Genomic DNA, 26,578 nt, shown 5'->3' with positions numbered 1-26,578 from the left:
CAATTAATCGCTGTTGCTTGTACCAGCTCAATCGGCTTTTTCTCATGCTCAGATAATACCTTTTTAAGTATTATCTGGATCAGCCCCTAAATTTAAATACACATCATTACCCCAACACGATAAAGAAATCATCAGCTAACAGACTAATTGAGTATTAAAGTTATGGCATCAATCCGACATCCCAGCAACTTCGGTAAGACGAAGTTCAACGTTCTATACTTAGGTAAAAATGAAAATTTAGAACATAAAGTTCAGAATGTTCTCGGCACTAATATCAGCAATTATCTTATCGCTGAGGATTGTGAAAAAGCGCTCTCATTATTCAAAACGAATTTAGTTGATGTGGTAATTGCTGATACGTACTTTCTCAGCCAGATGCCTGAATGTACTATTCATAAATTACGTCGTATCAATCCTGACGTGAATATCGTTTTACTCAACGAACAATATGAGATTATTTCATCTCCATTTGATTTGCCTCGCCAAGGAGCAATGTCCACTAAGACTTAGCAGTTTGGACAACCTCTTCAACGCAGTATCAGATAACTCTAAAGAATCAGATAACACTGATCTCATTAACATCACTTCATCTGCTTTCTTTCATAGCTCAGTGGCAATGACAATAACGAGTCATGACAATAAGATCATGGCCGTCAATACCGCCTTCACTGAAATCACAGGCTTCGAGGAAGATGATATTGTTGGAAAAAATCCGAGAGTTCTCAGTTCAGGTAAGCACGATAAACAGTTTTATCAAGAGATGTGGACTGCACTTTCTCGTGATAAGAAATGGAGCGGTGAGATTTGGAATAAACGTAAAGATGGAGAGTTATTTCTCGAATGGATAACTATTAATGCTATTACCAATAGTGCTGGTGAAATCACACATTATTGTTCAATATTTGCCGATATCACCGAACGTAAAGCTGCAGAGGAAGCTATTTGCAGACTGACATATAACGATCCTTTAACTGATTTACCTAATCGGCGTGCGTTTATGGAACGCCTGGAAGACACTCTTTCCATTGCCAGGCAAGACAACCAATTATGCGCTATTTTGTTTCTTGATCTTGATAACTTTAAAGATATCAATGACACCTTGGGCCATGATGTCGGTGATGCCGTCATAAAAGAAACGGCATTACGCTTAAAAACATGTATTCGTGAAGATGATCTGATAGCCAGGTTGGGAGGAGATGAATTTACCGTCTGCCTGCTCGACATCACCTCAGTAGACGATGCGAGTACTGTCGCACAAAAACTTCTCGATGCTATGGCATCACCGTTTATTTTAGGTGAAGAAAGACTGTATTTCTCATTTAGTATTGGCATTGCTTTATACCCTGAGCACGGTGAATCAACTCAAGAATTACTCAAGCACGCTGATCAGGCTATGTATCATGCAAAATTCTCTGGTCGTAACAAATTTTCTTTTTTCGATGTTTCCATGGCTCAGCATGCCCTTAATAAAACAGAGATCGTAAAACATCTACGAAACTCAATGGGTTCAGACCAGTTCTCAATACATTATCAGCCCATAGTTAACCTTGAAACAGGCATGATTGATAAAGCGGAGTCTTTACTTAGATGGACACATCCAGAACTCGGGTTCATCAGCCCGGATGAGTTTATCCCTATAGCCGAAGATATTGGACTGATCTGTGAGTTAGGCGACTGGGTATTTCGCCAGAGTGCATCTCAAGTGAAATCCTGGCAGGAAAAATATATAGAAAACTTTCAGCTCAGCATCAATATATCGCCTAAACAGTTTCAAAACGAATCTTGTGATCTGGAAGAATGGATAGATTTTTTATCACAAAAGGCACTTAGCAATAAGGCGATTTCCCTGGAAATTACTGAAGGGGTGATGATGAATGAAGGCTCGTTGACCGAACAACGATTAGGCATGTTAAAACATGCGGGGATTGAAATTTCACTTGATAATTTTGGTACGGGATATTCTTCATTAGCTTACTTAAAAAAGCTGAATGTTGATTATTTAAAAATTGATCGCACTTTTATCCAGAATATTCATATCAATCTAGATGATCAGGTTATGTGTGAAGCCATTGTTGTGATGGCGCATAAGTTGAAAATTAAAGTCATTGCTGAAGGCGTTGAAAACGAAGCACAGTTAAACTTTTTGAAATCGGTTGGCTGCGATTATGCTCAAGGCTACTGGTTTTCCAAGCCCGTTCCCGGCCATGACTTCGAATTGTTATTATCGAAAAATGGCATTCAAATTCACTAACACTATCTGATAAACCCTGTTTAACAATAGCTGCATTTATTAAATTGTTCGGGCTTCAACGCTAAGCGCTACTTTAAACACCACAAGGCCGGATAAACTTAACAATAAACCCACCCAAACTGGCGCAATCCAGCCCATTTGCTGACTAAGTACAAAGCCACCTAAAAAGGCGCCTAAAGCATTAGCAACATTAAATGCCGAATGGTTAAGTGATGCGGCTAAGGCTTGTGACTCACCGGCCACATCAATTAGCCGAATCTGTAATACACCTGCTAAGCCTGTTACGGTAAAACCGATTAGGAACATGGCCGCTATCGCTGAATAAAGCTGCGTCATACTGAGACCAGCAATAATGAATGCAATCGATGAGCTGACTAAAACGGCAACAATCGTTTTATTCAAATGTTTATCAGCCAACCAGCCTGCCACAAGCCCACCAATGACCATGCCTGTACCAAATACTGCTAGGGCGATAGGCACGACTTTTATACTGGCACCGGTATATTCCGTCAGAATGGGTGATGCATAACTGTAAACAGAAAACATACCACCAAAACCAATTGCACCTATAGCTAATGTCAGCCACATATTGATGTTTTTAAACCCCGCCAGCTCACTGCGAAAACTGGCAGATGGATGTGCATCAATACGCGGTACAAAAAAGCTGATGGCTAGAATGGTCGCCAGTGCAATCATCGCTGAAAACTCAAAGCCAGTTCGCCAGCCGAAAGACTGCCCCAGCCAGGTAGCAAACGGTACGCCGATTACATTGGCTATGGTTAAGCCCATCATTACTTGAGCAATCGCTGTTGCCCGGCGATGTTGCCCCGCTAAATCAGCCGCAACCAATGACGCAATACCAAAATAGGCCCCATGAGGTAAGCCAGCAATAAAGCGACTGAGCAACATGGTTATCGGACTATCGGCAAATGCCGTCATCGCATTAGCCAGACCATAAAACACCATCAAACCCAGCAATAAGGTTTTACGAGGTAACTTAGCGCCCAGAATAGCCAAGGCTGGTGCACCGACAGTCACCCCTAAAGCATAAGCCGTAATGAAATGCCCGGCAGACGGAATCGACACCTTAAGATCAGCAGCGATTTCCTGAATCAGTCCCATCGCCACAAATTCCGTGGTGCCAATACAAAAGCCACCAACCGCGAGGGCAAAAATCACCCAAGGCAATGAATAAGAAGGTGATGATGTATCTGTAGAGGTCATGTGCTTGATGGCTTATTGCAAAGGCGCGCAATGTAACACAGGACGCGTTAAACTAATATTAAGATTTTCAGATTACAAGCGCTGAAGATAATTCAGTAAGGCTTCCCGTTGTTCTGAAGACATGTTTATTACCGCCTGCTGACTGGCTTGTGCTTCACCACCATGCCATAAAATGGCTTCAAGCAACGTTCTGGCTCGGCCATCATGTAGATAGTTCGCATGACTATTCACTATCTTTGATAGCCCTATTGCCCATAGTGGCGTTGTACGCCATTCTCTGCCTGTGGCACCTTGGTCCGGCCTACCATCAGCGAGTCCCTCGCCCATATCATGCAATAAAAAATCACTATAAGGACTGATAGTCGTTGAAGCTAGCTGCTGAGGTTTTGTCTCTTTGCTGGTAGTAAATTTGGCATGGTGGCAAGCCAGACAATTTGATTTATTAAACATCTGTTGACCAAGCAATAATTGCTCATTATCAATGGACAAAGGCTTGGGGATTGCCAGTAATTGCATATAAACAGTGACGGCATTGAGCTGTGCTTCTCTGAGTTCTGGTTCTCCTCCACTCAGGGCTTTCAAACAGTCACTCTGAACTAAAGTACAGTTTTCTTTTGGATGAATAGAAGACGTTATGCCTAAATCACCATGAAAAGCATTAACAACTTGTGCTTTCAAAGACGCCACATTGGCTTTATAACCAAACCGGCCAATATGAGTTAGCCCTGTCATAGAGTCTTTAATCCAGTTAACTCGTCCCGAGATACCATCGCCATTAAGATCATCAGGATCAGCATTAGCAATAATTTGCTCGGCAGGTATCGCATTAATAAACCCCATCCCAATCAACGCTGGGCCAATTCGTGCAGAGGTCAGTACATCAGAAAAATCAGTATATGCAGCTTGAGATAACATCACCTTGGGTTCACGCATAGGCACTGCCGTACCATCTTTCAGAGTCACATTAAAATAGCGATATGCCATACTCACATGTCCTTCAGCTTTGACACTTGGTACGGCCTTATCCTGTAATTGTTCTCCATAGACGGGATGTGGTGTGATGATATTCCCTTTCTTATCCAGCTGACTCAAGCGCACTAACATCGCATCCAGTTTTTGCTCGGGTTTATCTGGGGCATGACCACGGCCATTTGCTGGATGGCATTGTAAACAAGAGATACTGTTATATAGTGGACCTAAGCCATCAATATCATCATCTAATGACGGCGCAATCACCCACATTTGTTCAAATAAACGTCTTCCCTGGCTAAATTCAGCAAATTGGTCAGCCGTCATTGTCTTCATCGATTGCTTTAAAGCCAAACGGTGACGATTTTCTGTATATGGACTGTCATCAGCCCAAGATGTTGACTGTGGCATCAACAAAATCAGCATCACCAAAACTCTAATCACGAGTGAGTTTCACTTTCAAAACGTAATGTTTCAAGCTGTTGGATTGCTTGCTGATATTGAGTCTCTAATAGCACACGAATACGATGATGCTCTTGCATGCACAGAGTATTTTGCTGGCTTGTTTCACATGCTTTTACCATTTCGGACGTATTATCTGCTTGCGTAATCGGCCATAACTCAAGCTGTTGTTGAATTAACACCAATTGCTTGGCAGCAGCATCATTCAACTTTTGTTGTTTCAGGTCGTTCACTAACGTCCAGGCTTTCACCAAAAATGGATGAATATCGCTGATAGCAGCATCAAAAATCATGCTGATATATCCACGACGAGCACTACCAAGTTGGTAATCATAAGCTTGTGTTGAGATCTGCTTGAATGGATTCACCATCATATGATTAGCATCATATAAGGCTTCACGCACAGGTAAACGTTTGACATCCGGTGCCAACAAAACAGCTTGGCCCTGCTCAGATAACATAAATTCAACGAACTTAGCTGCAAGTTCAGTATGTTTACTATTTATCGTGATGCCGATATGAGCTGGGTTAAATGCTGTCTGTTTGGGATATATAAATTGGTAATTCCCTGTTTGCTGCATGGAAGTAAACGCAAAAAAATCCATCACAAGCACCGCTCTGACTTCACCGGTTTGCACACGCTCGGTCATAAAAGGTGCGTTTTGGCTGATAAGTTTGCTATTAGCGGCTATTTTCTGCCAAGTAATCCAGCCCTTTTCCCAACCTTCAGCTTGAATTAACTGATCAATCAGCATAGGAGCAAACCCCACTTTTGACGGCACAGGTAAAGCTATTTCCCCTTGCCATGCTGGAGCAGTTAAATCAGTCCATGTTTGTGGTATTGAGCGTTTTTCCTTTTCTAGTGATTGTTTATCAATAAATATTCCATAACCTGCAATCTCAAAGGCTAGATATCGATGATGAGGATCTGAAATTGGCATATGACCAATGGCTTGCGGTAAACCGGTGAGGTCGATATTGATTGCTTGTAATAATTGATGGTCAGCCAGTGATTTGAATGTGGTGACAGATGGCATCCAAATCACATCAACATCCTCTGCATTATTTTGCAGTAATGTATTCAAGGCATCATCAGGTCGACGCCAGAAAAAAGTTAACTCAACATCAGGATAAGTCTCTTCAAAAGCTTGCTGAAATGCTGATACCACTGGCTGAGGATAACTGGTCATGATATTCAATATGTCAGCGTCGACATGACTAGCTGGCAAGCATAAGCCTATTAAAACGTATAATTTTCTCAACATTTTCACACCCATTAGAACTGATAGCTCATATTGGCGTAATACGTTCTGCCCGACTCTGGGAAACCTTCATCATAGCTGTAATATTTATCAAAGATATTTTCCACGCCCAGTCTTGTTGTTATTCCAGATGACGTCTTATATGTCGCTCTTAATCCAGAGACAGTGAAGCCCGCTGATTGACGTGAGGCATCTGTGGCGTTGTAGCGTTCACTTTCATACTGCGTGGTGACACCAAGACTTAAAGCTTGCGATATTGTCCAGTTGGCATAGATAAACAGTTTATGACGTGGCGTATCCAGTAAACGGGCATTTGAACTTCTGTTATTACGGTCTAAATAACTGTAATTACCACCAAATTCCCACTGGCTAAACCAAAAGTCCGCAGCTATTTCGAGCCCTTTTGCATCCACTTCGCCAATATTACGATTTTGTGTGGCATCAGAATCAAGATCTGGATGAGCAGCTAACTCGGCAGCAGTCAGTGCTGCAGACTGAATTAAATCTTTAATATGGCTATAAAAAACTGTCGATTGAATGCGACCAAAATCATCCAGTTTATGATTCCAGCCTAACTCCATCGTTGTGGCACGCTCTGGCTTTAAATCAGGATTTGGCAAGCGTGAACCAAAGCTACCACTGTAGCGATCTTTAATTGTGGCAAAACGGGATTTCTGAGACAGTGTCACCCGAGCATCATTTTTCTCATCCAGTTTCGCAAACAAACCAATCTGTGGGTTGAACGCCTGATTTTTATCATGACTGAAATATTCAAATCCACTTAAGTCACTATCATATTTGTAGGCTTCAATAATTTTCCGGGTGTCATAACTCGCACCAAGGACCAGATTTAGTTTGTCAGTCATTTTGATGGTGTCTTCAATGCCGTACGACATTGTTCTATCCCGAAACTTTGCTTCAGGTTCACCTTTATCATGCTCTTTGTGCTCATCAAGTTTGTAATGGGCAGCCAGCTTTACTTGATGACGTCCCAATGTTTTTCCATATTCAATGCTGCCGCCATAAGTTGTGTCATCATAAATGCTATTGAAAGCAGAGCGCCTAGTTTGACTGCTATAGCTATTATCATCATAACTGGAAAGCTGGTTTTTAAAGGTATCGCGATATAAACGTGTTTTGATATAACTGCTATCGGACAACGATGTAGTGCTTAAGAAATAGATACTGTCTTTATCCCAATATGGCCATTGCCAATAACGTGGTTTCGAACTTATCGTCGATGGTGGTGTGCCTTTTTCGCCATCCTGATTGATATAACCAACAGCATACTCATCCGTGTCATTTGGCGTTAATCCGAGCTTAATGTTTACCTTGCTATCTTTACGGTAAGCGTTATCACGAACACCTGAACCTTGGCCTGAGTTATTTTCAGCCCCGTCAAAATCATCGGATACTGAAAAACTGTCTTGCTGCAAATAACTGGCACTTAATTGCCCATACCAAACACCTTGGTTGCTACCAATATTAATCCAACTACGCTTACCTTCACTATTGGTGTGATCACCAGTGTTATATCCTGCCCCTACTTCCCCTTCAAGTTGTTCAACTGGACGACGACTAACAAGGTTAATAGCCCCTCCTAATGTATTAGCCCCCAGTAACGGTGAACTAAAACTTTTGGACACATTGATTTCAGATAAATCGAATGTCGTAGAGCGAGCTAAATCGACATAACCATCATAAGGGACATAGACAGGTATACCGTCCACTAATACAGGCACCTGACGTAAATCAAACCCTCTTACATTGACCATAGCCTCATTTCTGCCACCATTTTGTGACACTGTGATGCCAGGCAAACGATCCAAGGCTTCATCAACTGTTTCTCGGTTTTCTTCACGCATCGCCTTTGCATCTACAGTTGCATCAGCAATACCTGGCAATGGTGATTCTGACACGATCTCGATTTTGCCAAGCTCAAAGCTTTCCGCCAGTGCCGAGTTAACAGTTAGCAACGTTAACAAACTAGATGCTGATATTGGGAACCACTTTTTCATTCTTTCTCCGATATATATAACAAAACATATCGATAGCTATAAAAATTTGCTATTGCAGCCTGATTGGCTGAACACAAAATAGAAACACCTACCGGAATATGGCAGATAATATCAGATATATTTCTCAAAACATATCGGAATATAAAAACAAACGTTAAGGAAGTAGTCTTATTTTGAAAGCAGCTTAGACAGGATTTTTAGCTGTTCAGCTGTTGCTATATCAGCCATTTTTTGCGCTTCACGGTATTGAAGCAAGACGGTTTCGCCCAAGTCAGTCACAACTGCTCCGCCTTTTTGATTGCCACCTTTCGATGTAGTAACAAGCGGCTGTTTGAAACTCTGGTTCATGGTCTGAACCAAATCCCAGGCACGTTTATATGACATTCCCATACTGCGGCCAGCAGCAGATATAGAACCATATTCTTTTATTGCATCAAGCAGATCAGCCTTACCCGGCCCAAATGCAATATTGTCATGATGATGAAGTCGGATTTTGATGGATGTATTACTCATGGATTTATTTCGCATCATCGGATAAACAGTAAGGCAAATTCAGCTTGTTAGGTATTTTACACACAAAAATGCTGTGCCTGATGCTGGTTTTGTTCATCATAATAAAACGTCTCAATTTTGTAGTGAATTTTAGCCGGAAGCTATATCCAACTACTGCCAGAGTGCTGGCTCAAATACCCGTCGAAGAACGTCTCGCTGAAATGCAAAACTGACTCTCACTTATTCAAACTATGCTTAATCGAAATAGATTCATCGATTAATAATGTCTTCATAAACTTATCAAGGTTGAATACTTTCACTAATTATGTGAAAAATGGCTTAAGTGATGATGTTTATCTACTTAGGTTAGGCCTTGGCTTTCAGATAACAAAGTCATTTACGCCATAAGTCTGCTTGTTCATAGACACAATAGATATCGTCTTATTCTCACCCGCACTCGAAGGTCAGTTATGGAACACAAAATTCTATCCCCAGGTGCAAAAGCACTCGAAGTGAATCTTGATAATAACCGTTATGGCTCATTTGCAGAAATTGGCGCCGGACAGGAAGTTGTCCGCTGTTTTTTCAGAGTGGGTGGTGCAGCTGGGACCATTGCAAAAAGCATTTCAGCCTATGACATGAAAGTCAGTGATGATATCTACGGTAAAGCCCCCCGCTACGTTTGTCGTGAACGGCTTGAGGATATGCTTGACCTCGAATATAAGCTGAATATTGAACGATTAAGTGAACAACGCGGTGATACCACGGCGTTTTTTGCATTTGCCGATACCGTGTCCGCCCGTAACTATCACGGCACCAATGAATGCCATGGCTGGTTGGGAGTGCGTTTTCAAACAGAGCCCCACGCCGCACCAAGCGAGATTATTATTCATGTTCGTATGCTGGATAATGAAAACTCATTACAGCAAGAAGCACTCGGCATTATCGGCGTCAATCTGGTTTATGGTGCTTTCCACTATTATCAAAGCCCGGATCTATTAGTGAAATCATTGCTGGATAATCTGACGACTGATCGGATTGAAGTGGATATGGTCGATATGCACGGTGACGCCTTTTTACATGTCGATAATCGCGTCATCAGTTTACGTCTGGTACAGCTTGGTTTAAGCGATGCAGCTATGTTCTCTGCAGACGGTAAAGTACTGCAACCATCTGAACATCTGCGTAAGAAAAATGTGCTGGTCGAACGCGGTCGTTTTAGACCTGTCACTCACGTGAATATTGATATGCTCAACTCAGCACGAAAACAGTTTGATGCAGATAATAAAGCCTTGCCCGAAGACACCATTTCTATCATGGAAATCACCATGCATAATCTGCAAGGTGAAAACGACAGTATTGATCTGGAGGACTTTATCAGCCGTGCTGATGTGCTGGAGGCAACTGGACACACCGTCTTGATTTCCGACTATCCAGAGTATTATCGATTAGCGACCTACCTTTCCCGATATACCGATCGCCGTATCGGCTTAACAATGGGAGCCCACAGTCTCGCCGAGTTATTTAATGATAAATATTACAGCCATTTACAAGGCGGTATTCTTGAAGGCTTTGGGCGCCTGTTCAAACACAATGTCAAACTCTATATCTATCCATACAAGGATACGCAGACCAATACTTTGTATAAGGTAGATAATCTTGAAGTCGATGCTAAACAATCCTACCTCTATGAATATCTGAAGCATGGTGAACACGTGCAACAACTCGATGAGTTTACTGAGGCCTATTTACCTATCTTCTCACCTGATGTATTAAAAATGATCATGGATAAGCAACAAGGATGGGAGTCTATGGTCCCCGAAGTAGTTGCTGAGAAAATAAAACAACAACATTTATTTGGTTATGACAACTAATCCGCATGGCTGTGGTCATGATGAAATGGGCTAATTAGTCTTATAAATGTCGTCTGTACAAATCATATCGATGTCAGACGTTAATACAGAACATTCAATCACCACAGGATATTGCCATGCAGAAAAACTCAATACTCCATCCTGATAATTCGCAAGACAGTGACAGTAAGTCTGTTAACGAACAATGAGATTTGATATTAACGCATCAGGAAGCGCTGGCCGGTAGTCCTGATGATATGGCTGCCTGTGGCGAGGAAGATATTGGTGCTGGTCTTGAGTTTTTGGTAACGCGCCATGATCACGACAAATACAGGACCTGATCTCACAGAAACGATCAATTACCTCCAATGTCAGCTTCAGTAAAATTGTTTAGTTTTTAATGGAAGTAAGTCATGACACAAGGCAGTAAAGAAAAATATACCGACAAACAAAAACGCAAAGCCGAACATATAGAAGAAAGTTACAAAGAACAGGGTGTTTCAGAAAAAGAAGCCGAAAGAATTGCCTGGGCAACAGTCAATAAAACATCTGGTGGTGGTAATAAATCCGGCTCTGGCCGTGGAAAAAAAGACAACCACAGTACTAGTCGAAATGGCGGTAAGAAAAGTCACTGATTATCAGAAATGTCAGTGACTTTACTCACACTGCGTCAATACTTGTTCAAGATATAAACTGCCAATATTAATAGACTCACCGTTATTCTGTTTTTTCTGTAAAAGTTGATTTCAAAATAATCACTGCCCCTTTACCAAAGCCATAACTGGTCATCAATAAACTGGTATACAAATAGATATTAAACACCCCTGCTCCAGTTACCGCAGGGTTAAATACATCATGTAAAGGATCTAAAACGGGAAACAAGGCATACATCAGAAACAGGCTTGAGTTGGTGAAAGCGCCCACGACCATTGCCCAACGAACATGCCATGGTAAAGGGACTTTGACAGCGTAATACCCCAAAATCAACGCAGTCATAATAAGAAAATCCAGGTGTGCCTGTAACACACGCTTAGGTGAGCCAGGTATTAGTTCCTGTAAGAATCCAAGTTGGTTGTATAAGCCCACGATACACCACGCAAGAACTAATGCCATCAGAATCCATAAACAGGCCCCTCTGAGCATAACTATATTCACGTTATTATCTGTTTTATTCTGCATATTTCTCTCCTGAAATCTCTATTTTTTTCTGTGTTATTATCCACTTATAAAAAATGACGTCTTGACTCAAAAGGCGCAATAACATGACTGATAGAGCGATGGGCAATATAAGAGAGAGAAGCATGAATACTAGCCTTTACCAACTACATGGGCAGCGCTTTTGTACTGATGATCAACCACATTCACACCGGCTGGATTGGTTAAAAGAAGTGATTGGTCGTGAGTACGCCAATGTCGATGTCACCCCGTTTAATGATGAGCCTGTATTTAATGAAATGGCGATATATCCATGGTCAAATGGTGTGCGCTTTTCGCCTATTAAAACCCACTCACTTCAGATAGAGCGTTTATCAAGAGAACCAACGAATATCAGTCAGGATTGTTATTTTGCTGTCTTAGTCACTAAAGGAAAGTACAAACTCGAACAAGACGGCCGCGAAGTCTTTTTAGAAAAAGGCGATATGACCTTGTACGATGCAACACAGTGGCATCGTATTACCATGCCACAGGCCGTTTCAAAAGTGATTATATCGCTGCCCCGAGACTATTTCAGACAACGGATCAGCCATATAGGTAATCTGACAGCAAAGAAAATATCTACTAAATCAGGCACAGCGGCTATTACTGCCTCCTGTATTCAATCTTTGACACAGCAGCTGGACATACTGGATTGCAACACCTTTCATTCTCTGCACGATCCACTGGTTGATTTACTGACCTTATCATTGAATCAACTGGAGCCTAAATCAGTTCAGCTATCCAACACACAAAGCTCAACTTTATTTCATGTGAAACGGTATATCAATCAACACTGCCACTATCATGATTTATCACCAAAAATGATATCTGAGGCTGTTGGTCTGTCAGTGCGTTACATCAATAATCTCCTTCAGGCTGAGCATACCTCGTTAATGCGGTACGTCACCCAGCAACGACTCAACAGTGTTTATCGGAAATTAAACAGCCGGCAGTTTATGCATCGCACTATTACCGAAATCGCATTGGAATCCGGATTTAATAATATGGCCCACTTTAGTCGGGCGTTTAAAGCACAATTTGGTCTGTCACCCCGCCAGTTTCGGCAAGATTCTAAAAATAAGATGTTTTTATTTGATGCGTAATCATTAAGTGAAACGTCAAAAGTCGAGCTTAGATTTACTTTATTATGATGTTCGTAGTTATTACTTTTCACCTAAAGAGAGAAATAGAATGATAAAAAAACAATCCGGTAATGCCTCTTCACAATTCTTATTGTGGTTACTCGTTTTAGTGAATACGGCGGGAATCGCTTATTACTATTACAACACTGAAATCAAAGCGAAACAGATCCCTAATCTGGTCGGCACCTGGAGTGGCGTCAATCTGACGGTATCAGATGAAAAAGGTTATAAAACCTGGGATGATAAAACAGTCACTATTACAGAACAGCAGGATCGCCGTTTTCGCGGCACATTTACTTATGCTGACGGGACTAAAAACTTTTTTGGCGTTATCTATCCAGATAACAAATCATTCACCTGGGTTTCAACACCAAGCCATGGGTTTGTGCATGGTCGTATTCTTGATGACAACACCATTGGCACTTGTTATGTGGAAACATGGGAACATGCAACCGCAGGCTGTGCCACATTAAGCAGACAAAAATAAACATTGAGAAAAATGCTTGATAAAAAAAGCCACCGTTAAGGTGGCTTTTTTAATATGAACTACGTTGCTTACTTAAGCAGCTGCTTTCAATGCGTTAGCTTTGCGGCGCAGACCTAAGAAACCAAGTAAAGCTGGCGCAAACAAAAATGCAGCTGCCGGGACTGGCACGGCTGATGGAGGTATAAAACCAGAAGGTTGTGAGTGAATTTCAGCATTTTGGTTCAGGCTTCTAGCAGCTAATGTACCTTCAATATTGCCATGAGTAACGACATCCGTACCCAGTGCTAAAATACTACCGCCGAATTGTGATGTGATATGAAGACTGTCTGCATCAACAAAATTCCATAACATCATATCGGCTAAATCAACTGCTGAGTTTGCCAGGAAATTCACACTAATATCGTATTCAGAAAGCGCGTCATCAAAGACATTAAACAAAATACTGGTAGCACTGCCTAGATTAAATGAAAACTCTTTAACACTATCGAAAAAGCTCTCGCCATCGTTAATATTAAACACAGCCAGTCCATCTGTATTTGGTGTGGCAGTAAAAGTCACTTTGCCACTAGGAGAGATAGTGTAGTCACTATTGAAATCAGTACCTGCTAACTGGTTTGAAAACTGGCCTAATGTATTAACCGCATTTGCCGCTGCAGCAGCTGGGTCAAATGGCACTGACACAGGTTGGTTATAAACATTACCACCACCGTTAGCAGCAGCAGTGCCTGTATTAACACCACCATAAGTAGTGTTACCACCATTAGTACTTACCGTGCCTGAAATATTGCCAACGACTGAGGTTGAGCCATGGCCGTTAGCGCTATTTTGCACCGTGCCGGAGACAGACTGCACATAAACATCGCCACCATCGTTAATATTAAGCGAGCCTGATACATTGCCACCGATGTTAACGCCCTTGCCTTTTGTTTGCACACCACCATTAAGGTCACCACCAACAGTCAGAGAAGGAACGACTGCATTGGAGGTTGCATGCATGTTATACATGCCTCCAGTGACATTACCACCGATTAATGCGTTACCATCTATTTCAGAGGTACTGATGACATTACCACTGGTAATAAGGTTGTATTGATTAAGAAGAGACATTGCGTCTATTTCAACAGCATCAGCATAAGCTAACTGATTAACACTTAGAGCGGCCACTCCGACCATGGCAAGTTTAGATATACGCATTTAAGCCTTCCTTATATATGATTATCTAAATTTTATTCTCTCTGCAAGTAAAAAACTATTGTACTAAAGTACTATTTTTACATTTTTTATAAATTAAATTCCCAAAATATGACAAAAACAAAAATTGGTGGCTGGAGACAAAAATCACAACAGATAGTCTATGACAATCCGTGGATTCAAATTCGTCATGAAGAAGTCATCAGACCCAATGGCTCAGAAGGCATCTATGGCGTTGTTCATTTCAAATCCCGGGCAATTGGTGTCGTCGCCATTGATGAAGACGATAACACCTGGCTAGTAAAACAAAGTCGCTACCCGAACAATGAAACCACTATCGAAATTCCCGAAGGAGGTGGTCCGTTAGACGAGCCTCCGCTTGAAGCGGCTAAACGTGAACTCAAGGAAGAAACAGGATTCACTGCCGCTCACTGGCAGCCATTAATGGAACTACGAACATCTAACTCTGTGACAGATGAAAAAGCCTATATTTTTCTGGCAACTGAGCTGACCGCTGGTAAGCAAGATCTTGAAGAAACAGAAGATATCGAGTTGATAAAAGTCCCTGTCGACACAGCCATAGATATGGCAATGAACGGCGACATCATTGATGCGATGTCAGTGGCTGCACTACTCAAGTTAGCCGTAATGCGTCAAAAATAATCGCCGTTTGAAAGATCTAGTTATGCCAATGACCGTTCTGATAGCATGTTATTTCATCATTATCGGACCACTGCAATATAAATAACCAACCGTTGTCGACAAGATCACGTACTGCTTTATGTTTAGCCATCACCTTTTCAATCGCTTGTTTGGGAGCAGCAATATATACACTCAATCTAACCGGATGATGACGCCAGTTTTCACCGTCATGAATTGACTGCATCGGTAAACCAATACGCAAGTCACCGCCATTTCCCTCAAACACACCGACATGCTGATTCACGGCATTGTGTAATAACTTATTACCACTACCAAAGAAGGTGTTGTCAGTAACTGACAAGTTGTATTGCATATTAATCCATTGCGTCACAATCATAGGTGCCGTCATGATTTGCTCTAATAAGGCAAAGTCAGTATCCGTCTGCCAGTCATAATCATGTAAAAAAGTACGACCATCTAAATCAAGTGCCCGTGTATATTGACGAGGCGCCACGATAAATGCCGCATTATTGGCTAAGCCCCATTCAGGACGTACTTCTGACCAGTCTTTTGCTCTATCTTTAAGTGATTGCTCTAAGGCGTTATCATCAAGTTGTTTTAAAGCCGCATCCATTGTTTGAGCACGTTCACGACGAGTATGCTTCGCTGCCTGCTTTAACCAGCTTTCAATATTGTCATTATTTAACGGCTCAAAACAGACAATCTCATCGGTAGTAGTGTTATGTAGCCCAGCAATAAATCGTGTTGTTTCTGGAATATCAATACCTGATTGTTTAAGTCCCTGCCTCACCGCGGGATCATTCAATAAACCAGATAAGACACGGACATTGACTTCGCCGCTTTGACCGCCACAAGCACCACAGTCAAGACCTGATGCATGTAGGTTATTCCGTGTTTCACTACCATGGCCTAATAATAAAACGGTTGGCGCAAAAACCTTGGTCAGCCCCATTCCGGTCAGCACACCAGACGCCATCGACACTTTTTCATCCAGGCTTAATTCAGCGCGATTTCTGCTTAATTGCCAATCCTGATGGTGGCTGAACTCATTAAGTAATTTTTCTTTCTTTTTACTAAAGAAATTATCTTTAATTAGTTTATAGGCATAGCTCCAGCCCATGGTTTCCACCATCGTGAATGATGAAACAGGTGAACTTGCCCAGTTTTTCCAGGTACTTGCATTACTGACTTTTGTCAGCTTCTTCTGATCTGCTGTCTTTTCACTAACCTGCACTGATGGCGCGATTAAACCCGGCAGTTGTGGACGACTCGCCTGAGTGTTGGCGGGTTGGTAACTAATAGGTAATCCAAAAAAGCCAGCAAAGCCGATTGTCTGAATGCCCTCGCTTTGTAATTCCAATGATCTTCTCATACGTTCCGAACGTACATCAATGCAGAATACAGCTTGTAAGGATGGCGACTTACTGAGCGGTTGGGCAGGTTTAATTAAGGTTGTTTGTAAATCTTGTTGATAAGTCAGCTCTGCGGCATACGCCCAAATCCAATAATGACGTGCATAGTCATGGTGCTCGGCAATACAAGAGTTTAACGCCTCTTTTTGCAAGGACCACTGCTGTTTCAAAGCCTTGAATTCAACTTGACCAGCCTTACTTTTCAGTTGACGCCAGATAATTAAGTCCCATGCAATTCTGATAGCGAGTAAAGCTTCAACGCAAGCCGTCTGTTGGTTATTGAGTTGGCTTTCCCAACGTTGCCATGCAAAGTAACTAGCCCAGCCATTAATACACATTAATAATTTATGCGCGTATAACTCCAGAGCCTCAGGCGAGAGTTCCAATTCAATGACCGCTTCAGCGAACAGACTTTCAATATTATCGGGTAATTCAGTAAAAGCATGACGCAGCTTTTTCTCGCCCATCAGCAATGACATACCATAATCATGGCGTGTAAATTCGAGCCATGCTGAGTAAAGTGCATCTAAACTCTCTGGCTCCTGATTAACATACTCACCACAAAACTGACTGACTTGATGCACAATCTCGTCCTGCCAGCGCATTCTGTGATGATCACGACTCAAATCAGCAATTTCAGCAATACTTAAAGCCGCTTCAGGCTCTGCTTGAAGTAATGTGGCTTTTAACTGATCGACTGAGAGATCGACACCATAAGATTTTGCCGACTTTTGTAATGCTGCTTCAGTTATTTCACCCTGCTTAAATAAGTCTAAATAATACTCGGCTGACATGGTGGCTTTCACACCTTGTAATGCCCCTACTCTGGCTGAAGCAGTTTCAATAGGCTGATCACGAAACTCCCATAATGCATTCACAGCAATAAAACGATCTAGTGGCCAGCTTGGAGCAATCAGTGAGCTTGCCTTGTTGATAGCAGCAGCATGATCAGCACTCAGTTCGGTTAATTTGGCATCGACCTTATTCATGGCGTGGACTCCTTAGTAAGCGTCTGCTTATTGTTTTCAAAGTAGGGTTCGGGTCGTAAGGTAATAGGCCACAGAAACAATGTCAGTCGGGTCATTAACTCATCTAAATACAGACCTGAAAATAACCATCGATATAAGATTTGTGTCGCTTTAGCTTGTGGGAATACACGCACCTGCACAGCTAAAACAAATAAGGCAAGAAATAAAATAGACAGCCAAATATCCATGGCATCAAACATCACACTTGCAGGCAATGTTGGCATCACCCAGCTCAGCATGATTTTTCCCCCCATATAAAAGCCAATCAGTAATAACACTGTCAGGCACGATGTTAAAAACTGCAGGATAGTGCCATTTCTGACAGCAGACACCAGATATAAAGCCAAGGCGGTATTCACTAATAACCAGACACTTAAAGGGCCGCTATAACTGGTGAAATAGACAATACTGGCGGTACTTAGAATCACCAGTAACAAACTCGACAACGCAGAAATAAAGGTAACGTTTTTCTGAGGTGCTAATTGCTTAAGACTATATTCCTGAAGCACATCACCGGCACCGAGGAACATATACGCTTTATAGAGTGAGTGAGAAATCAAGTGGAGCATTGCCAACTCGTATAGACCCAAAGCACATTCAATAAGCATTAATCCCATCTGAGCACAAGTCGACCAGGCCAGTTTCACTTTGACGCTGATGCGAGTCATCATCACTAAGGCACTGAGCAATGTGCTCAAACCAGCAACAATCAAAATCAGCCACTGAGCAGCGATACTGAATGTAAATAATGGTGCAAAACTAAGTAATAAAAAACCACCCAGATTGATAATACCAGCATGTAATAAAGCACTGATGGGTGTCGGCGCTTCTACCACCTGGATTAACCAGCCATGAAGCGGTAATTGGGCACATTTAATTAATGCTGTGATAGCAAGCATTATCGCCGCTACTTTTTCTGCCAAACTAAGCTCAGAAGCTGACGCAGATGTCAGGTAATAGTGCGTTATGTCACTCAGGTAAAAAGTACCCAGTTGTGTATATAACAGAACAATCGCTACCAGCAGAGCTAGTTCAGCCACTCTGGCCAGAATGAATTTTTTATGGGCAGCAAGGACAGCACGGGGTCTATCTGGATAAAACAATAATAGACGGTGAAAACATAAACTGATTGATACCCAGCCTAACCAGAAGATCAATAAATGATTACTGACAATCACCACTGACACAGAAGTCAGACTCAGAAACAACCAACGCCAGTAACGGTGGGTATTTTTTTCGGCAAATAGATAACGCTGGGAAAACTTCACCAGCACAATCGTCATAAAACACACCAGCAATAACACCATCAGGTTCACATTACTCATAGCTAATAAGGCTTGTGGATTTTCAGTTACCTCAATATGACCAAAGCTAATAATGACTGCAGAGATAATCACCGCCAGTGAAATAAATTTCAGCATAGTCTGACGAGTGTTATCACTGATACGACTCAAGCCAGTGAATAGACCAGCTATGGACAAAGTTAATGGAATAAGTAATGGGAAAACGGTTGTCAGATCAAGATTCACACACATTCCTCCTTAAGATGGTGAAAGTATGGCAAATGCTTTAATATAAATAAAATAGATATTTATTAACAAATAGATAAGTTTTACTTAACCATGGCAAAAATCAACTATCATCATCTCTATTACTTCTGGCGTGTAGCCCTGTCTGGCAGTATCACTAAAACGGCTGAAGAATGCCATGTCTCACAGTCCGCACTGTCACAACAAATCAAACAGCTGGAAACCACAATGGACGTCAGATTGTTTGAACGTGCCGGCAGACAATTGTTATTAACCGATATAGGCAAAAAAGTGCTGACTTATGCCGATGAAATTTTTACGACAGGTGAAGAACTACAGTCATTTATTAATAAAGGCGGCACTGCCACCCAAAAACACATTAATATTGGTGTGTTGACAACCTTATCCAGAAACTTCACGGAAAGCTTCATCAGCCCGTTACTACAACAGCCTAATGTCAGTTTCACGCTGACCACCCGTGGTATGACCAATTTATTAAACGGCCTCACCAGTCATGAACTGGATCTGGTACTGACTAATCGTTCTGTCAGTCAACAAAATGATGATGCGATATGGCAGAGTCAGTTGGTATCGAGACAATCGGTATCGATTATCGGACCAGCACAACAAAATCCCCAAAAAACCTTTCCACAAGGTTATGAAAAACTGAAATGGGTTCTGCCCACCAAAATCACCGAAATTCGTTCGGCTTTTGATGCCTATTGTGCAACGCTTGGTTATGAGCCCGATATTATTGCTGAAGCGGATGATATGGCGATGTTAAGACTTCTGGTTCGTGATACAGGCGCCATCACTGCCCTACCCGCCGTCGTCGTTAAAGATGAAATATCCAGTGGTAATTTGTCCGAATACCAAATATTACCTAATGTCTATGAACACTTTTATGCCATCACTATTAAACGCACATTTGTCCCTGAAATAGTCACCGATCTGCTACAAAAGAATATTGTGGATTAAGTGTTAGCAATAGTTTTGATACAACAGCTTTTTAGCGAGTAAAACATTGCCTTAACTTTACTGCCGTTTGCTCTGCTACGGTTTTATTACTGACATTGGTAAAACCAATGATAAGACCGTTGTATATCACTTCAGTCGTCCAGTTTGATAAGGCCTGGATAGCAAATCCCCGGGCATTGAATTGCTCTGCAATCTGTTTATCATTTTGCTGAGTATGCACATCAGTCACAAAATGCATACCATTTTTATAAGTACTGACCTGCAGATAATCACCTAAGATAGTAGTCAGTGCATTGGCTGTCAGCTCACATCGCTCAGCATATAACTCACGCATTTTCTTTAAATGCATAGCAAAATGCCCTTCTGCCATAAAGGCTGTCACAACTTGCTGTGATAGCAGTGGTAAAGATTGATAAGACAGTGATGCATATTTTTCGGCAATCTCAACCAATGGTGTAGGTAACACCATATACCCCAGTCTAAGGGCAGGAAATAACGTTTTACTAAAACTACCGGCATAAATGACTTGCTCGGCATCATCCAGGCTTTTTAATGCCGGTAATGGATAGCCTGAATAACGAAATTCACCATCATAATCATCTTCCAAAATCCACGAACCGCTTTGTTTAGCCCACTCTAATAACCCGACCCGCCTCTCTGGTGATAGAGACATGCCAAGCGGACTTTGGTGAGATGGCGTCACAATAATTAGATTAGGATTCTCTGTTAACAGCCTGGCTTTATTGATATCCAGCCCATCATTATCAACAGGCACTGGAATAATATTGACACCAGAAGCACGTAATAACCTGGAGGCAAACAAGTATCCCGGATCTTCCATACAGACATCATGTCCAGCCAGTGACAAACTTTTTATCAGTAAATCTAAAGCACCTTGATAGCCTGCCGTGATAATGATTTGTTCTGCTTCACAGTTGACGCCACGTGACAAACGCAGATAGTTGGCTAAAGCTTGCCGGAGTGGTAAATACCCCATTGCATCAGAATGCGATAACTCTTTGTATGACTGCTGTCTGACCTGAGATGACACCAACCTTGCCCAGGTCTTTCTGGGAAAAGCATCATATGCCGGACAGCCTGGCTGAAACAAAAAAGTGTTTTCTTGTTTTGTAACCGCTCTTTTAGAGTTATTAATAAATTTCGTTTGCTTTGCTCGAGCGGGTTTTGTCTTAGCTGAGTTATTAAAAGAAACATTGATAAACGTGCCCGCCTGTCCCTTTGTAATAAGTAAGCCTTCTCCCATTAACAAAGCGTAAGCATTTTCCACTGTCCCTCTGGCGACATTCAGCTGACTGGCTAACACTCGCGTCGATGGCAAGCGTTCGCCATGTTCTAACTTACCATCGGCAATAGCTTGTTTAAGACGTTGAGATATCTGAAGATGAATGGGTTCAGACGTTATCTTGTCGAGAGTTAGTAGTGGTTTTGCTTGTTGAGTCATTTGTTATCGGCTTGATACTTACGCTCTGATAAAGTTGCTGATTTATGGCCTAGGTTAAAACGTCAAATATGGCTCTGTATGCCAACGCCATATATTGCGATTATTTCTCTGCACTTTACAACAGAGAGAAACCTTATGTCACAACGACTGAACTATCCTGAATTATCAGCTGATTTATATTCTAAATATATGAATTTCAATTTGTTTCTAAAAAAGAATAAAACAGCAAAAGAATTCAATGACATTGTTACTATCAGAGCATCACAACTCAATGGCTGTGCCTTTTGTCTGGATATGCATATTAAACAAGCCAAAATAACAGGTGAGCGAGAGTTAAGACTTCATCACATTGCTATTTGGCATGAATCACCATTATTCAGTGAACGCGAAAAAGCCGCCTTATTATGGACTGAAACACTCACTCATCTTGCTGCAAAAGGTGTCTCTGACCAAATCTATCAACAAGTCCAGGAGGTGCTTCCCGACAAAGAGATATCAGATCTCAGCTTTCTCATTATTTTAATTAATGGTTGGAATCGCTTAGGCGTAGCGTTTCAAGTAGAACCGGGTTCTGCAGATGTCATTTATGGCCTAAACAAAGCTGGATTAAATTAGTTATGCAGATAAAGCCATTAACAGATAAACATGACTTTCACATGGCCTATCCAGTCATGAAACAGTTAAGACCACACTTACTTGATGAAAAACAGTTTATTGAACAAATACAACGTCAGCAGCTGCAGAACTATGTCTTATTAGCCATGATAGAAGCAGACGACATCATTGGCTTGGCAGGATACCGAATACAAGAAAACCTGCTTTATGGCCGGTATCTTTATGTCGATGACTTAGTCATCAGTGAATCCCAACGATCTGCTGGCTACGGTGCACGTTTATTACGGGCAGTAATGGAAATAGCCAAACATCATGAATGTGATGAATTTGTTTTAGATACCGGTTTATCCATGGCCCTCGCCCAGAAATTTTATTTTCGGCAGGGTCTACTGACGCAAGCCATACGTTTTAGAAACAGACTGAGCCAACTTGTATGAATATCTTACTTATCAGAGCCAGCAATAGAGAATTATCCATCAGCAATCAACTGGCAGATATGATTTTACAAACGTATCAGAAGACTTATCACGCTGAAACCAATGTGCAAATCTTAAATGCCTATGACTTGCCACATATTGATACAGATTATGCCGAAAGTCTGCGGTCTCGTCATAATGATGATGCAATGTCTGCCAGTCTGGTTTTATCCGACACGCTTATTGAGCAGTTACGATCAGCTGATGTCCTTATCATCGCAACGCCGATGCATAACTTTACCATTCCTTCCTGCCTGAAAGCCTGGGTAGATCATGTGGTCAGAATAGGAAAAACTTTTACCGCCACATCGGAAGGAAAAATAGGAACGCTGGCTGATCGCCCCGTTTATATCGCTATATCAGCAGGCGGCTTGCTTGATGGCAATCAACCAGATTTTTTACAAAATTATCTAAAACAATATTTGAAACCATCGGCATCAGCTCGCTGAAATTTTTTGTTATTCAAGGCAGCGTTATGGGTGAAAAACACCTTGAGCAAGAATGGTTTACTATCCAACAACAAATCGACAGCCACTTCCTTCACAATATGAGTTAATAGAAATTTACATTTGTTAACCATGGCTTAACTTCCTGATTGTTATAACTCATCCTGACATCACAGTAATACAACGTTGTTAAACAACAATACTGATATCTGGCTTTTTTCACTTTATTTACCAAAGTGAATACCAATAATCAGGAGGTAGATATGAAGAGCTTAATAGTTTTACTGCTGACATTAACACTGATGTCAGGAACAGCCATGGCAGATAACAATGCCGTCAAAGCCGTCATCGGCGGCACTATAGGAGCGGTCGTCGGTCACCAGGTAGGTGGTAAAAATGGCGCTATTGTGGGCGCGGCGCTCGGCGGTGCCTTGGGTTATGCTGTAAACACCAAGGTCACGTCAAACCGGTACCATGATAACTCCCACCATTATCATCATGATAAGCACTACAATAAAAAGTACTGGAAATACAAACAAAAAATGGCACGTATAGAGGCCAGATACCGTGAGCAACAAGCACGTGCATATCGACAATATCGCAGAGCCATAGAGCACGATCACAGAAAACATCAATACGACAACCATCACTATTATTATCGCCGTTATTAATAACCTCAAGCGGCAAAATTACTGCCATGCAGGGATGCTGCATCCAGTTCGGGCCTTCAAACAATAGCTGCTTTTTGACGTTTAAAACAGTTTATTTTTTTATAGCGCGGACTAGATTCCAGCCTGCGCTGGAATGACGGTTCCTATTAAACTCGGAATGGATTCCAGCATCTGTTGTAATGACAGGGTCACCTGTTTTGAATAGTCATAGATCCGCGACTTCAGCGTCATGCCAGAGCTCTTCTGGCATCCAGTTCGGGCCTTCGAACAATAGCTGTTTTTTGAAACTAAAACGGCTTATTTTTTCATGGCCCGGACTGGACTCCAGCCTGCGCTGGAATGACGGTTCCAATTAAGCCCAGATTCGATTGCAGCCTACGCTGGAATGACGAGGTCATCTATTCTATAAAACAAAAAAAGCCCCAAAACTGGGGCTTTTTTTTATTGAAGAACCTGACTTAAACAAGCTGAGACAAAATCGTATTTAATGTTGCACTTGGGCGCATAATCGCGTTCATCCTATCGTCATCAGGCATATAGTAACCGCCCATATCAACGGCTTTGCCCTGCACAGTATTTAATTCACCCACAATCTTGATTTCATTTTCTATCAGAGCTTCAGCAATCGGCGTAAATACGGCTTTTAACTCGGCATTATCTGTCTGTTCAGCTAATGCCTCAGCCCAATACATCGCTAAATAGAAATGACTACCACGGTTATCTAATTCACCAGTTTTATCTTTTGGTGATTTATTTTCCTGCAGCAATTTACCTGTCGCAGCATCCAGCGTATCGGCTAACACTTTAGCTTTTGCATTGTCTTGCGTATTGGCAAGATGTTCCAGCGAGGCCGCCAGTGCCATTAATTCCCCTAAGGAATCCCAGCTCAGGTGATTTTCATCAATCAGTTGGTCCAATAGTTTCGGTGCTGTACCGCCGGCACCGGTTTCAAATAAACCGCCACCTTGCATTAATGGCACTACCGATAACATTTTCGCCGAAGTGCCTAATTCCAGAATCGGGAATAAATCGGTGTTGTAATCACGTAATACGTTACCGGTCACAGAGATCGTATCTTTACCAGCACGGATTCTGTCTAGAGAAAGTTGGGTGGCAACTTCTGGATTCAGAATTCGAATATCCAGGCCGCTGGTATCGTGTTCAGGTAAATACGCATTCACTTTTTTAATCAACTCAGCATCATGTGCCCGCTTTTCATCCAACCAGAAAATGGCCGGTGTGTCTGATAAACGCGCACGGCTAACGGCTAATTTAACCCAGTCACGAATCGGCTCATCTTTGGTCTGACACATACGGAAGATATCGCCTGCTTCCACATCAAACTCAAATACCGTTTCAGCCTGTTGGTTGGTGACAATAATTTTGCCATCTGCTTTCGCCTGGAAGGTTTTATCATGTGAGCCATATTCTTCAGCTTTTTGTGCCATCAGGCCGACATTTGGCACCGTTCCCATAGTCACCGGATCCAAAGCACCTTTTTGTTTACAGTCATCAACCACTGTTTTGTAAACACCGGCATAACAGCGATCTGGAATCATCGCCAGAGTATCTTGCTGCTCGCCTTTTTTATTCCACATTTTGCCACCGGCGCGAATCATCGCCGGGATGGAGGCATCCACAATCACATCAGACGGGACATGGAAGTTAGTAATACCTTTATTCGAGTCCACCATTGCCACATCTGGCTGGCTGGCATAGACCGCTTCAATATCAGCTTCGACAGCTTGTCTGGTAGCATCGTCGACCTTGGCAAGTCGGCTGTATAAATCACCTAAACCATTATTAAAGTCGACACCCAGCTCATCAAATAAGGCACTGTGTTTTTCGATTAAGTCTTTGAAAAAGACTTTGACGGCAAAACCAAACATCAAAGGATCTGACACCTTCATCATGGTGGCTTTTAAGTGTAGAGAAAGTAATACGTTTTCTTGTTTTGCTTTAGCTATAGCATTGGCATAAAACGCTTGCAGACTTTTTGCACGCATACGTGTGGCATCGACCACTTCGCCAGCCAACACCGGAATCGATTTTTTCAGCACCGTTTCATTGCCAGCTTTATCGATAAAGCTGACTTTAAAGTCATCTGCCTGTAGCGATGTCACTGATAATTCACTACCATAAAAATCATCCGCATCCATATGTGCAATATCAGTAGCTGAAGTTGCTTTCCACTCCCCCATGCTATGCGGGTTTTTACGTGCATAATTTTTGACTGCTGCCGGTGCCCGACGATCGGAATTACCTTCACGTAACACCGGGTTCACAGCAGAACCTAACACTTTGGCATAACGATCTTTAATCGCTTGTTCGGCTGGATTTTTAGGTACTTCCGGATAATCAGGCAGGTCGTAACCTTTTGATTGTAATTCTTTAATCGCATTTTTCAACTGCGGTATAGAGGCAGAGATGTTTGGCAGCTTGATGATGTTGGTGGCCGGGTCCTGAGTTAAAGCGCCCAATTGTGCTAAATGGTCAGGAATTTTTTGTTCGTCGCTTAGATTATCTGGAAAGTTAGCAATGATACGTCCTGCGAGTGAAATATCCCGGCTTTCAATATCAATATTCGCATCGGCAGTAAAAGCACGAATAATAGGCAACAAGGAGTATGTTGCTGACGCAGGTGATTCATCTACTTTGGTATAAATAATTTTCGACATTCTAAACCCTTAAAAATACATGATTTTGAATTGCAAGATCACTATCAAAAGTGCTCGCATAACCCGCGTCAG

Annotated in this window: 23 protein-coding genes; 12 read left to right on the top strand and 11 right to left on the bottom strand. The window is 41.9% G+C overall.

The window, feature by feature from the left end; all coding sequences use genetic code 11:
• Positions 1-162: 162 nt before the first annotated feature.
• Together BM232_RS11335 and BM232_RS11330 are read left to right on the top strand one after the other, a co-directional pair.
• Positions 163-510, top strand: a complete 348-nt coding sequence (locus BM232_RS11335) for a response regulator transcription factor (RefSeq protein WP_091714765.1) — start codon at positions 163-165, stop codon at positions 508-510.
• A complete protein-coding gene (locus BM232_RS11330; RefSeq protein ID WP_091714762.1) occupies positions 449-2,251 on the top strand; it encodes a putative bifunctional diguanylate cyclase/phosphodiesterase in 1,803 nt (600 codons plus the stop codon). The genes BM232_RS11335 and BM232_RS11330 overlap by 62 nt, the downstream gene beginning before the upstream one ends.
• Positions 2,252-2,290: 39 nt before the next feature.
• Here BM232_RS11330 and BM232_RS11325 read toward each other — a convergent pair whose 3' ends face one another.
• The 5 genes from BM232_RS11325 to BM232_RS11305 all read right to left on the bottom strand — a co-directional run bounded on the left by BM232_RS11325 (position 2,291) and on the right by BM232_RS11305 (position 8,699).
• Complete coding sequence (locus tag BM232_RS11325) at positions 2,291-3,475, bottom strand: MFS transporter (RefSeq protein ID WP_091714759.1); 1,185 nt, start codon at positions 3,473-3,475, stop codon at positions 2,291-2,293.
• Between the two features lie 72 nt (positions 3,476-3,547).
• Positions 3,548-4,855 (bottom strand): di-heme oxidoreductase family protein, encoded by a 1,308-nt coding sequence (locus tag BM232_RS11320; protein ID WP_177207319.1) that lies wholly within the window; start codon positions 4,853-4,855, stop codon positions 3,548-3,550.
• A 29-nt stretch (positions 4,856-4,884) separates the two neighbouring features.
• A complete protein-coding gene (locus tag BM232_RS11315; RefSeq protein WP_177207318.1) occupies positions 4,885-6,171 on the bottom strand; it encodes an ABC transporter substrate-binding protein in 1,287 nt (428 codons plus the stop codon).
• A gap of 11 nt (positions 6,172-6,182) precedes the next feature.
• Positions 6,183-8,186, bottom strand: coding sequence for a TonB-dependent receptor plug domain-containing protein (locus BM232_RS11310; RefSeq protein ID WP_091714750.1), 2,004 nt, complete (start codon positions 8,184-8,186; stop codon positions 6,183-6,185).
• 168 nt (positions 8,187-8,354) lie between these two features.
• Positions 8,355-8,699 carry a winged helix-turn-helix domain-containing protein gene (locus BM232_RS11305; RefSeq protein ID WP_091714748.1) on the bottom strand — a complete coding sequence of 115 codons (345 nt, stop codon included), beginning with the start codon at positions 8,697-8,699 and terminating at the stop codon, positions 8,355-8,357.
• A 449-nt stretch (positions 8,700-9,148) separates the two neighbouring features.
• Here BM232_RS11305 and BM232_RS11300 point away from each other — a divergent pair, with 449 nt between their 5' ends.
• On the top strand, positions 9,149-10,552 hold the full coding sequence (locus tag BM232_RS11300) for a nicotinate-nucleotide adenylyltransferase (protein WP_091714746.1): 1,404 nt from the start codon (positions 9,149-9,151) through the stop codon (positions 10,550-10,552).
• 392 nt (positions 10,553-10,944) lie between these two features.
• Complete coding sequence (locus BM232_RS11295) at positions 10,945-11,166, top strand: plasmid stabilization protein (protein ID WP_091714744.1); 222 nt, start codon at positions 10,945-10,947, stop codon at positions 11,164-11,166.
• Positions 11,167-11,248: 82 nt separating this feature from the next.
• Here the strand turns inward: BM232_RS11295 and BM232_RS11290 are convergent, their stop codons facing one another.
• Positions 11,249-11,710: a hypothetical protein gene (locus BM232_RS11290; RefSeq protein WP_091714741.1), complete on the bottom strand. Its 462-nt coding sequence runs from the start codon at positions 11,708-11,710 to the stop codon at positions 11,249-11,251.
• An 83-nt stretch (positions 11,711-11,793) separates the two neighbouring features.
• On the opposite strand from BM232_RS11290, the gene BM232_RS11285 reads away from it, so the two are divergent.
• Together BM232_RS11285 and BM232_RS11280 are read left to right on the top strand one after the other, a co-directional pair.
• Positions 11,794-12,831, top strand: a complete 1,038-nt coding sequence (locus BM232_RS11285) for a helix-turn-helix domain-containing protein (protein ID WP_091714739.1) — start codon at positions 11,794-11,796, stop codon at positions 12,829-12,831.
• 88 nt (positions 12,832-12,919) lie between these two features.
• On the top strand, positions 12,920-13,357 hold the full coding sequence (locus BM232_RS11280; protein WP_091714736.1) for a hypothetical protein: 438 nt from the start codon (positions 12,920-12,922) through the stop codon (positions 13,355-13,357).
• Positions 13,358-13,429: 72 nt separating this feature from the next.
• On the opposite strand, the gene BM232_RS11275 is transcribed toward BM232_RS11280, so the two are convergent.
• Positions 13,430-14,551: a choice-of-anchor A family protein gene (locus BM232_RS11275; protein ID WP_091714734.1), complete on the bottom strand. Its 1,122-nt coding sequence runs from the start codon at positions 14,549-14,551 to the stop codon at positions 13,430-13,432.
• A 108-nt stretch (positions 14,552-14,659) separates the two neighbouring features.
• Here BM232_RS11275 and BM232_RS11270 point away from each other — a divergent pair, with 108 nt between their 5' ends.
• Positions 14,660-15,211, top strand: a complete 552-nt coding sequence (locus BM232_RS11270) for an NUDIX domain-containing protein (RefSeq protein ID WP_091714731.1) — start codon at positions 14,660-14,662, stop codon at positions 15,209-15,211.
• A 16-nt stretch (positions 15,212-15,227) separates the two neighbouring features.
• Here the strand turns inward: BM232_RS11270 and BM232_RS11265 are convergent, their stop codons facing one another.
• Positions 15,228-17,612 carry a YbcC family protein gene (locus tag BM232_RS11265; protein ID WP_091714729.1) on the bottom strand — a complete coding sequence of 795 codons (2,385 nt, stop codon included), beginning with the start codon at positions 17,610-17,612 and terminating at the stop codon, positions 15,228-15,230.
• The gene (locus BM232_RS11260; RefSeq protein ID WP_177207317.1) at positions 17,609-19,180 is read right to left on the bottom strand and encodes an NADH-quinone oxidoreductase subunit L; all 1,572 of its coding nucleotides are present in this window, start codon (positions 19,178-19,180) and stop codon (positions 17,609-17,611) included. Before BM232_RS11260 ends, BM232_RS11265 begins: the two co-directional genes overlap by 4 nt.
• A gap of 93 nt (positions 19,181-19,273) precedes the next feature.
• On the opposite strand from BM232_RS11260, the gene BM232_RS11255 reads away from it, so the two are divergent.
• Positions 19,274-20,158 carry a LysR family transcriptional regulator gene (locus tag BM232_RS11255; RefSeq protein WP_091714724.1) on the top strand — a complete coding sequence of 295 codons (885 nt, stop codon included), beginning with the start codon at positions 19,274-19,276 and terminating at the stop codon, positions 20,156-20,158.
• A gap of 31 nt (positions 20,159-20,189) precedes the next feature.
• Here BM232_RS11255 and pdxR read toward each other — a convergent pair whose 3' ends face one another.
• A complete protein-coding gene (gene pdxR / locus BM232_RS11250; RefSeq protein WP_091714723.1) occupies positions 20,190-21,620 on the bottom strand; it encodes a MocR-like pyridoxine biosynthesis transcription factor PdxR in 1,431 nt (476 codons plus the stop codon).
• Positions 21,621-21,698: 78 nt separating this feature from the next.
• Between pdxR and BM232_RS11245 the strand changes: the two genes are divergently transcribed.
• From BM232_RS11245 to BM232_RS11230, 4 genes are all read left to right on the top strand, one after another.
• Positions 21,699-22,235, top strand: a complete 537-nt coding sequence (locus BM232_RS11245) for a carboxymuconolactone decarboxylase family protein (RefSeq protein WP_218153338.1) — start codon at positions 21,699-21,701, stop codon at positions 22,233-22,235.
• A 2-nt stretch (positions 22,236-22,237) separates the two neighbouring features.
• Entirely contained in the window at positions 22,238-22,672 is a 435-nt protein-coding gene (locus BM232_RS11240) for a GNAT family N-acetyltransferase (protein ID WP_091714719.1), read from the top strand.
• Positions 22,669-23,160, top strand: a complete 492-nt coding sequence (locus tag BM232_RS11235) for an FMN-dependent NADH-azoreductase (protein ID WP_091714716.1) — start codon at positions 22,669-22,671, stop codon at positions 23,158-23,160. Before BM232_RS11240 ends, BM232_RS11235 begins: the two co-directional genes overlap by 4 nt.
• A 260-nt stretch (positions 23,161-23,420) precedes the next feature.
• Positions 23,421-23,828 carry a YMGG-like glycine zipper-containing protein gene (locus tag BM232_RS11230; RefSeq protein ID WP_091714714.1) on the top strand — a complete coding sequence of 136 codons (408 nt, stop codon included), beginning with the start codon at positions 23,421-23,423 and terminating at the stop codon, positions 23,826-23,828.
• A gap of 458 nt (positions 23,829-24,286) precedes the next feature.
• On the opposite strand, the gene BM232_RS11225 is transcribed toward BM232_RS11230, so the two are convergent.
• A complete protein-coding gene (locus BM232_RS11225; RefSeq protein WP_091714711.1) occupies positions 24,287-26,506 on the bottom strand; it encodes an NADP-dependent isocitrate dehydrogenase in 2,220 nt (739 codons plus the stop codon).
• Positions 26,507-26,578: the final 72 nt, after the last annotated feature.

The sequence above is a fragment of the Methylophaga sulfidovorans genome (genome assembly GCF_900114205.1).
In the GTDB taxonomy this organism is placed as follows: Bacteria; Pseudomonadota; Gammaproteobacteria; order Nitrosococcales; family Methylophagaceae; genus Methylophaga; species Methylophaga sulfidovorans.
Note: the sequence above shows the minus strand (reverse complement) of the source record. Positions and strands in the feature narration are given on the sequence as shown.

Coding starts and splice junctions, on each gene's coding strand:
- pdxR (WP_091714723.1), bottom strand. CDS start 21,620: ATGACTCAACAAGCAAAACCACTACTAACTCTCGACAAGATAACGTCT.
- BM232_RS11235 (WP_091714716.1), top strand. CDS start 22,669: ATGAATATCTTACTTATCAGAGCCAGCAATAGAGAATTATCCATCAGC.
- BM232_RS11290 (WP_091714741.1), bottom strand. CDS start 11,710: ATGCAGAATAAAACAGATAATAACGTGAATATAGTTATGCTCAGAGGG.
- BM232_RS11240 (WP_091714719.1), top strand. CDS start 22,238: ATGCAGATAAAGCCATTAACAGATAAACATGACTTTCACATGGCCTAT.
- BM232_RS11330 (WP_091714762.1), top strand. CDS start 449: ATGAGATTATTTCATCTCCATTTGATTTGCCTCGCCAAGGAGCAATGT.
- BM232_RS11255 (WP_091714724.1), top strand. CDS start 19,274: ATGGCAAAAATCAACTATCATCATCTCTATTACTTCTGGCGTGTAGCC.
- BM232_RS11265 (WP_091714729.1), bottom strand. CDS start 17,612: ATGAATAAGGTCGATGCCAAATTAACCGAACTGAGTGCTGATCATGCT.
- BM232_RS11305 (WP_091714748.1), bottom strand. CDS start 8,699: ATGAGTAATACATCCATCAAAATCCGACTTCATCATCATGACAATATT.
- BM232_RS11270 (WP_091714731.1), top strand. CDS start 14,660: ATGACAAAAACAAAAATTGGTGGCTGGAGACAAAAATCACAACAGATA.
- BM232_RS11335 (WP_091714765.1), top strand. CDS start 163: ATGGCATCAATCCGACATCCCAGCAACTTCGGTAAGACGAAGTTCAAC.
- BM232_RS11280 (WP_091714736.1), top strand. CDS start 12,920: ATGATAAAAAAACAATCCGGTAATGCCTCTTCACAATTCTTATTGTGG.
- BM232_RS11315 (WP_177207318.1), bottom strand. CDS start 6,171: ATGTTGAGAAAATTATACGTTTTAATAGGCTTATGCTTGCCAGCTAGT.
- BM232_RS11285 (WP_091714739.1), top strand. CDS start 11,794: ATGACTGATAGAGCGATGGGCAATATAAGAGAGAGAAGCATGAATACT.
- BM232_RS11295 (WP_091714744.1), top strand. CDS start 10,945: ATGACACAAGGCAGTAAAGAAAAATATACCGACAAACAAAAACGCAAA.
- BM232_RS11230 (WP_091714714.1), top strand. CDS start 23,421: ATGAAGAGCTTAATAGTTTTACTGCTGACATTAACACTGATGTCAGGA.
- BM232_RS11300 (WP_091714746.1), top strand. CDS start 9,149: ATGGAACACAAAATTCTATCCCCAGGTGCAAAAGCACTCGAAGTGAAT.
- BM232_RS11275 (WP_091714734.1), bottom strand. CDS start 14,551: ATGCGTATATCTAAACTTGCCATGGTCGGAGTGGCCGCTCTAAGTGTT.
- BM232_RS11225 (WP_091714711.1), bottom strand. CDS start 26,506: ATGTCGAAAATTATTTATACCAAAGTAGATGAATCACCTGCGTCAGCA.
- BM232_RS11310 (WP_091714750.1), bottom strand. CDS start 8,186: ATGAAAAAGTGGTTCCCAATATCAGCATCTAGTTTGTTAACGTTGCTA.
- BM232_RS11320 (WP_177207319.1), bottom strand. CDS start 4,855: ATGCCACAGTCAACATCTTGGGCTGATGACAGTCCATATACAGAAAAT.
- BM232_RS11245 (WP_218153338.1), top strand. CDS start 21,699: ATGCCAACGCCATATATTGCGATTATTTCTCTGCACTTTACAACAGAG.
- BM232_RS11325 (WP_091714759.1), bottom strand. CDS start 3,475: ATGACCTCTACAGATACATCATCACCTTCTTATTCATTGCCTTGGGTG.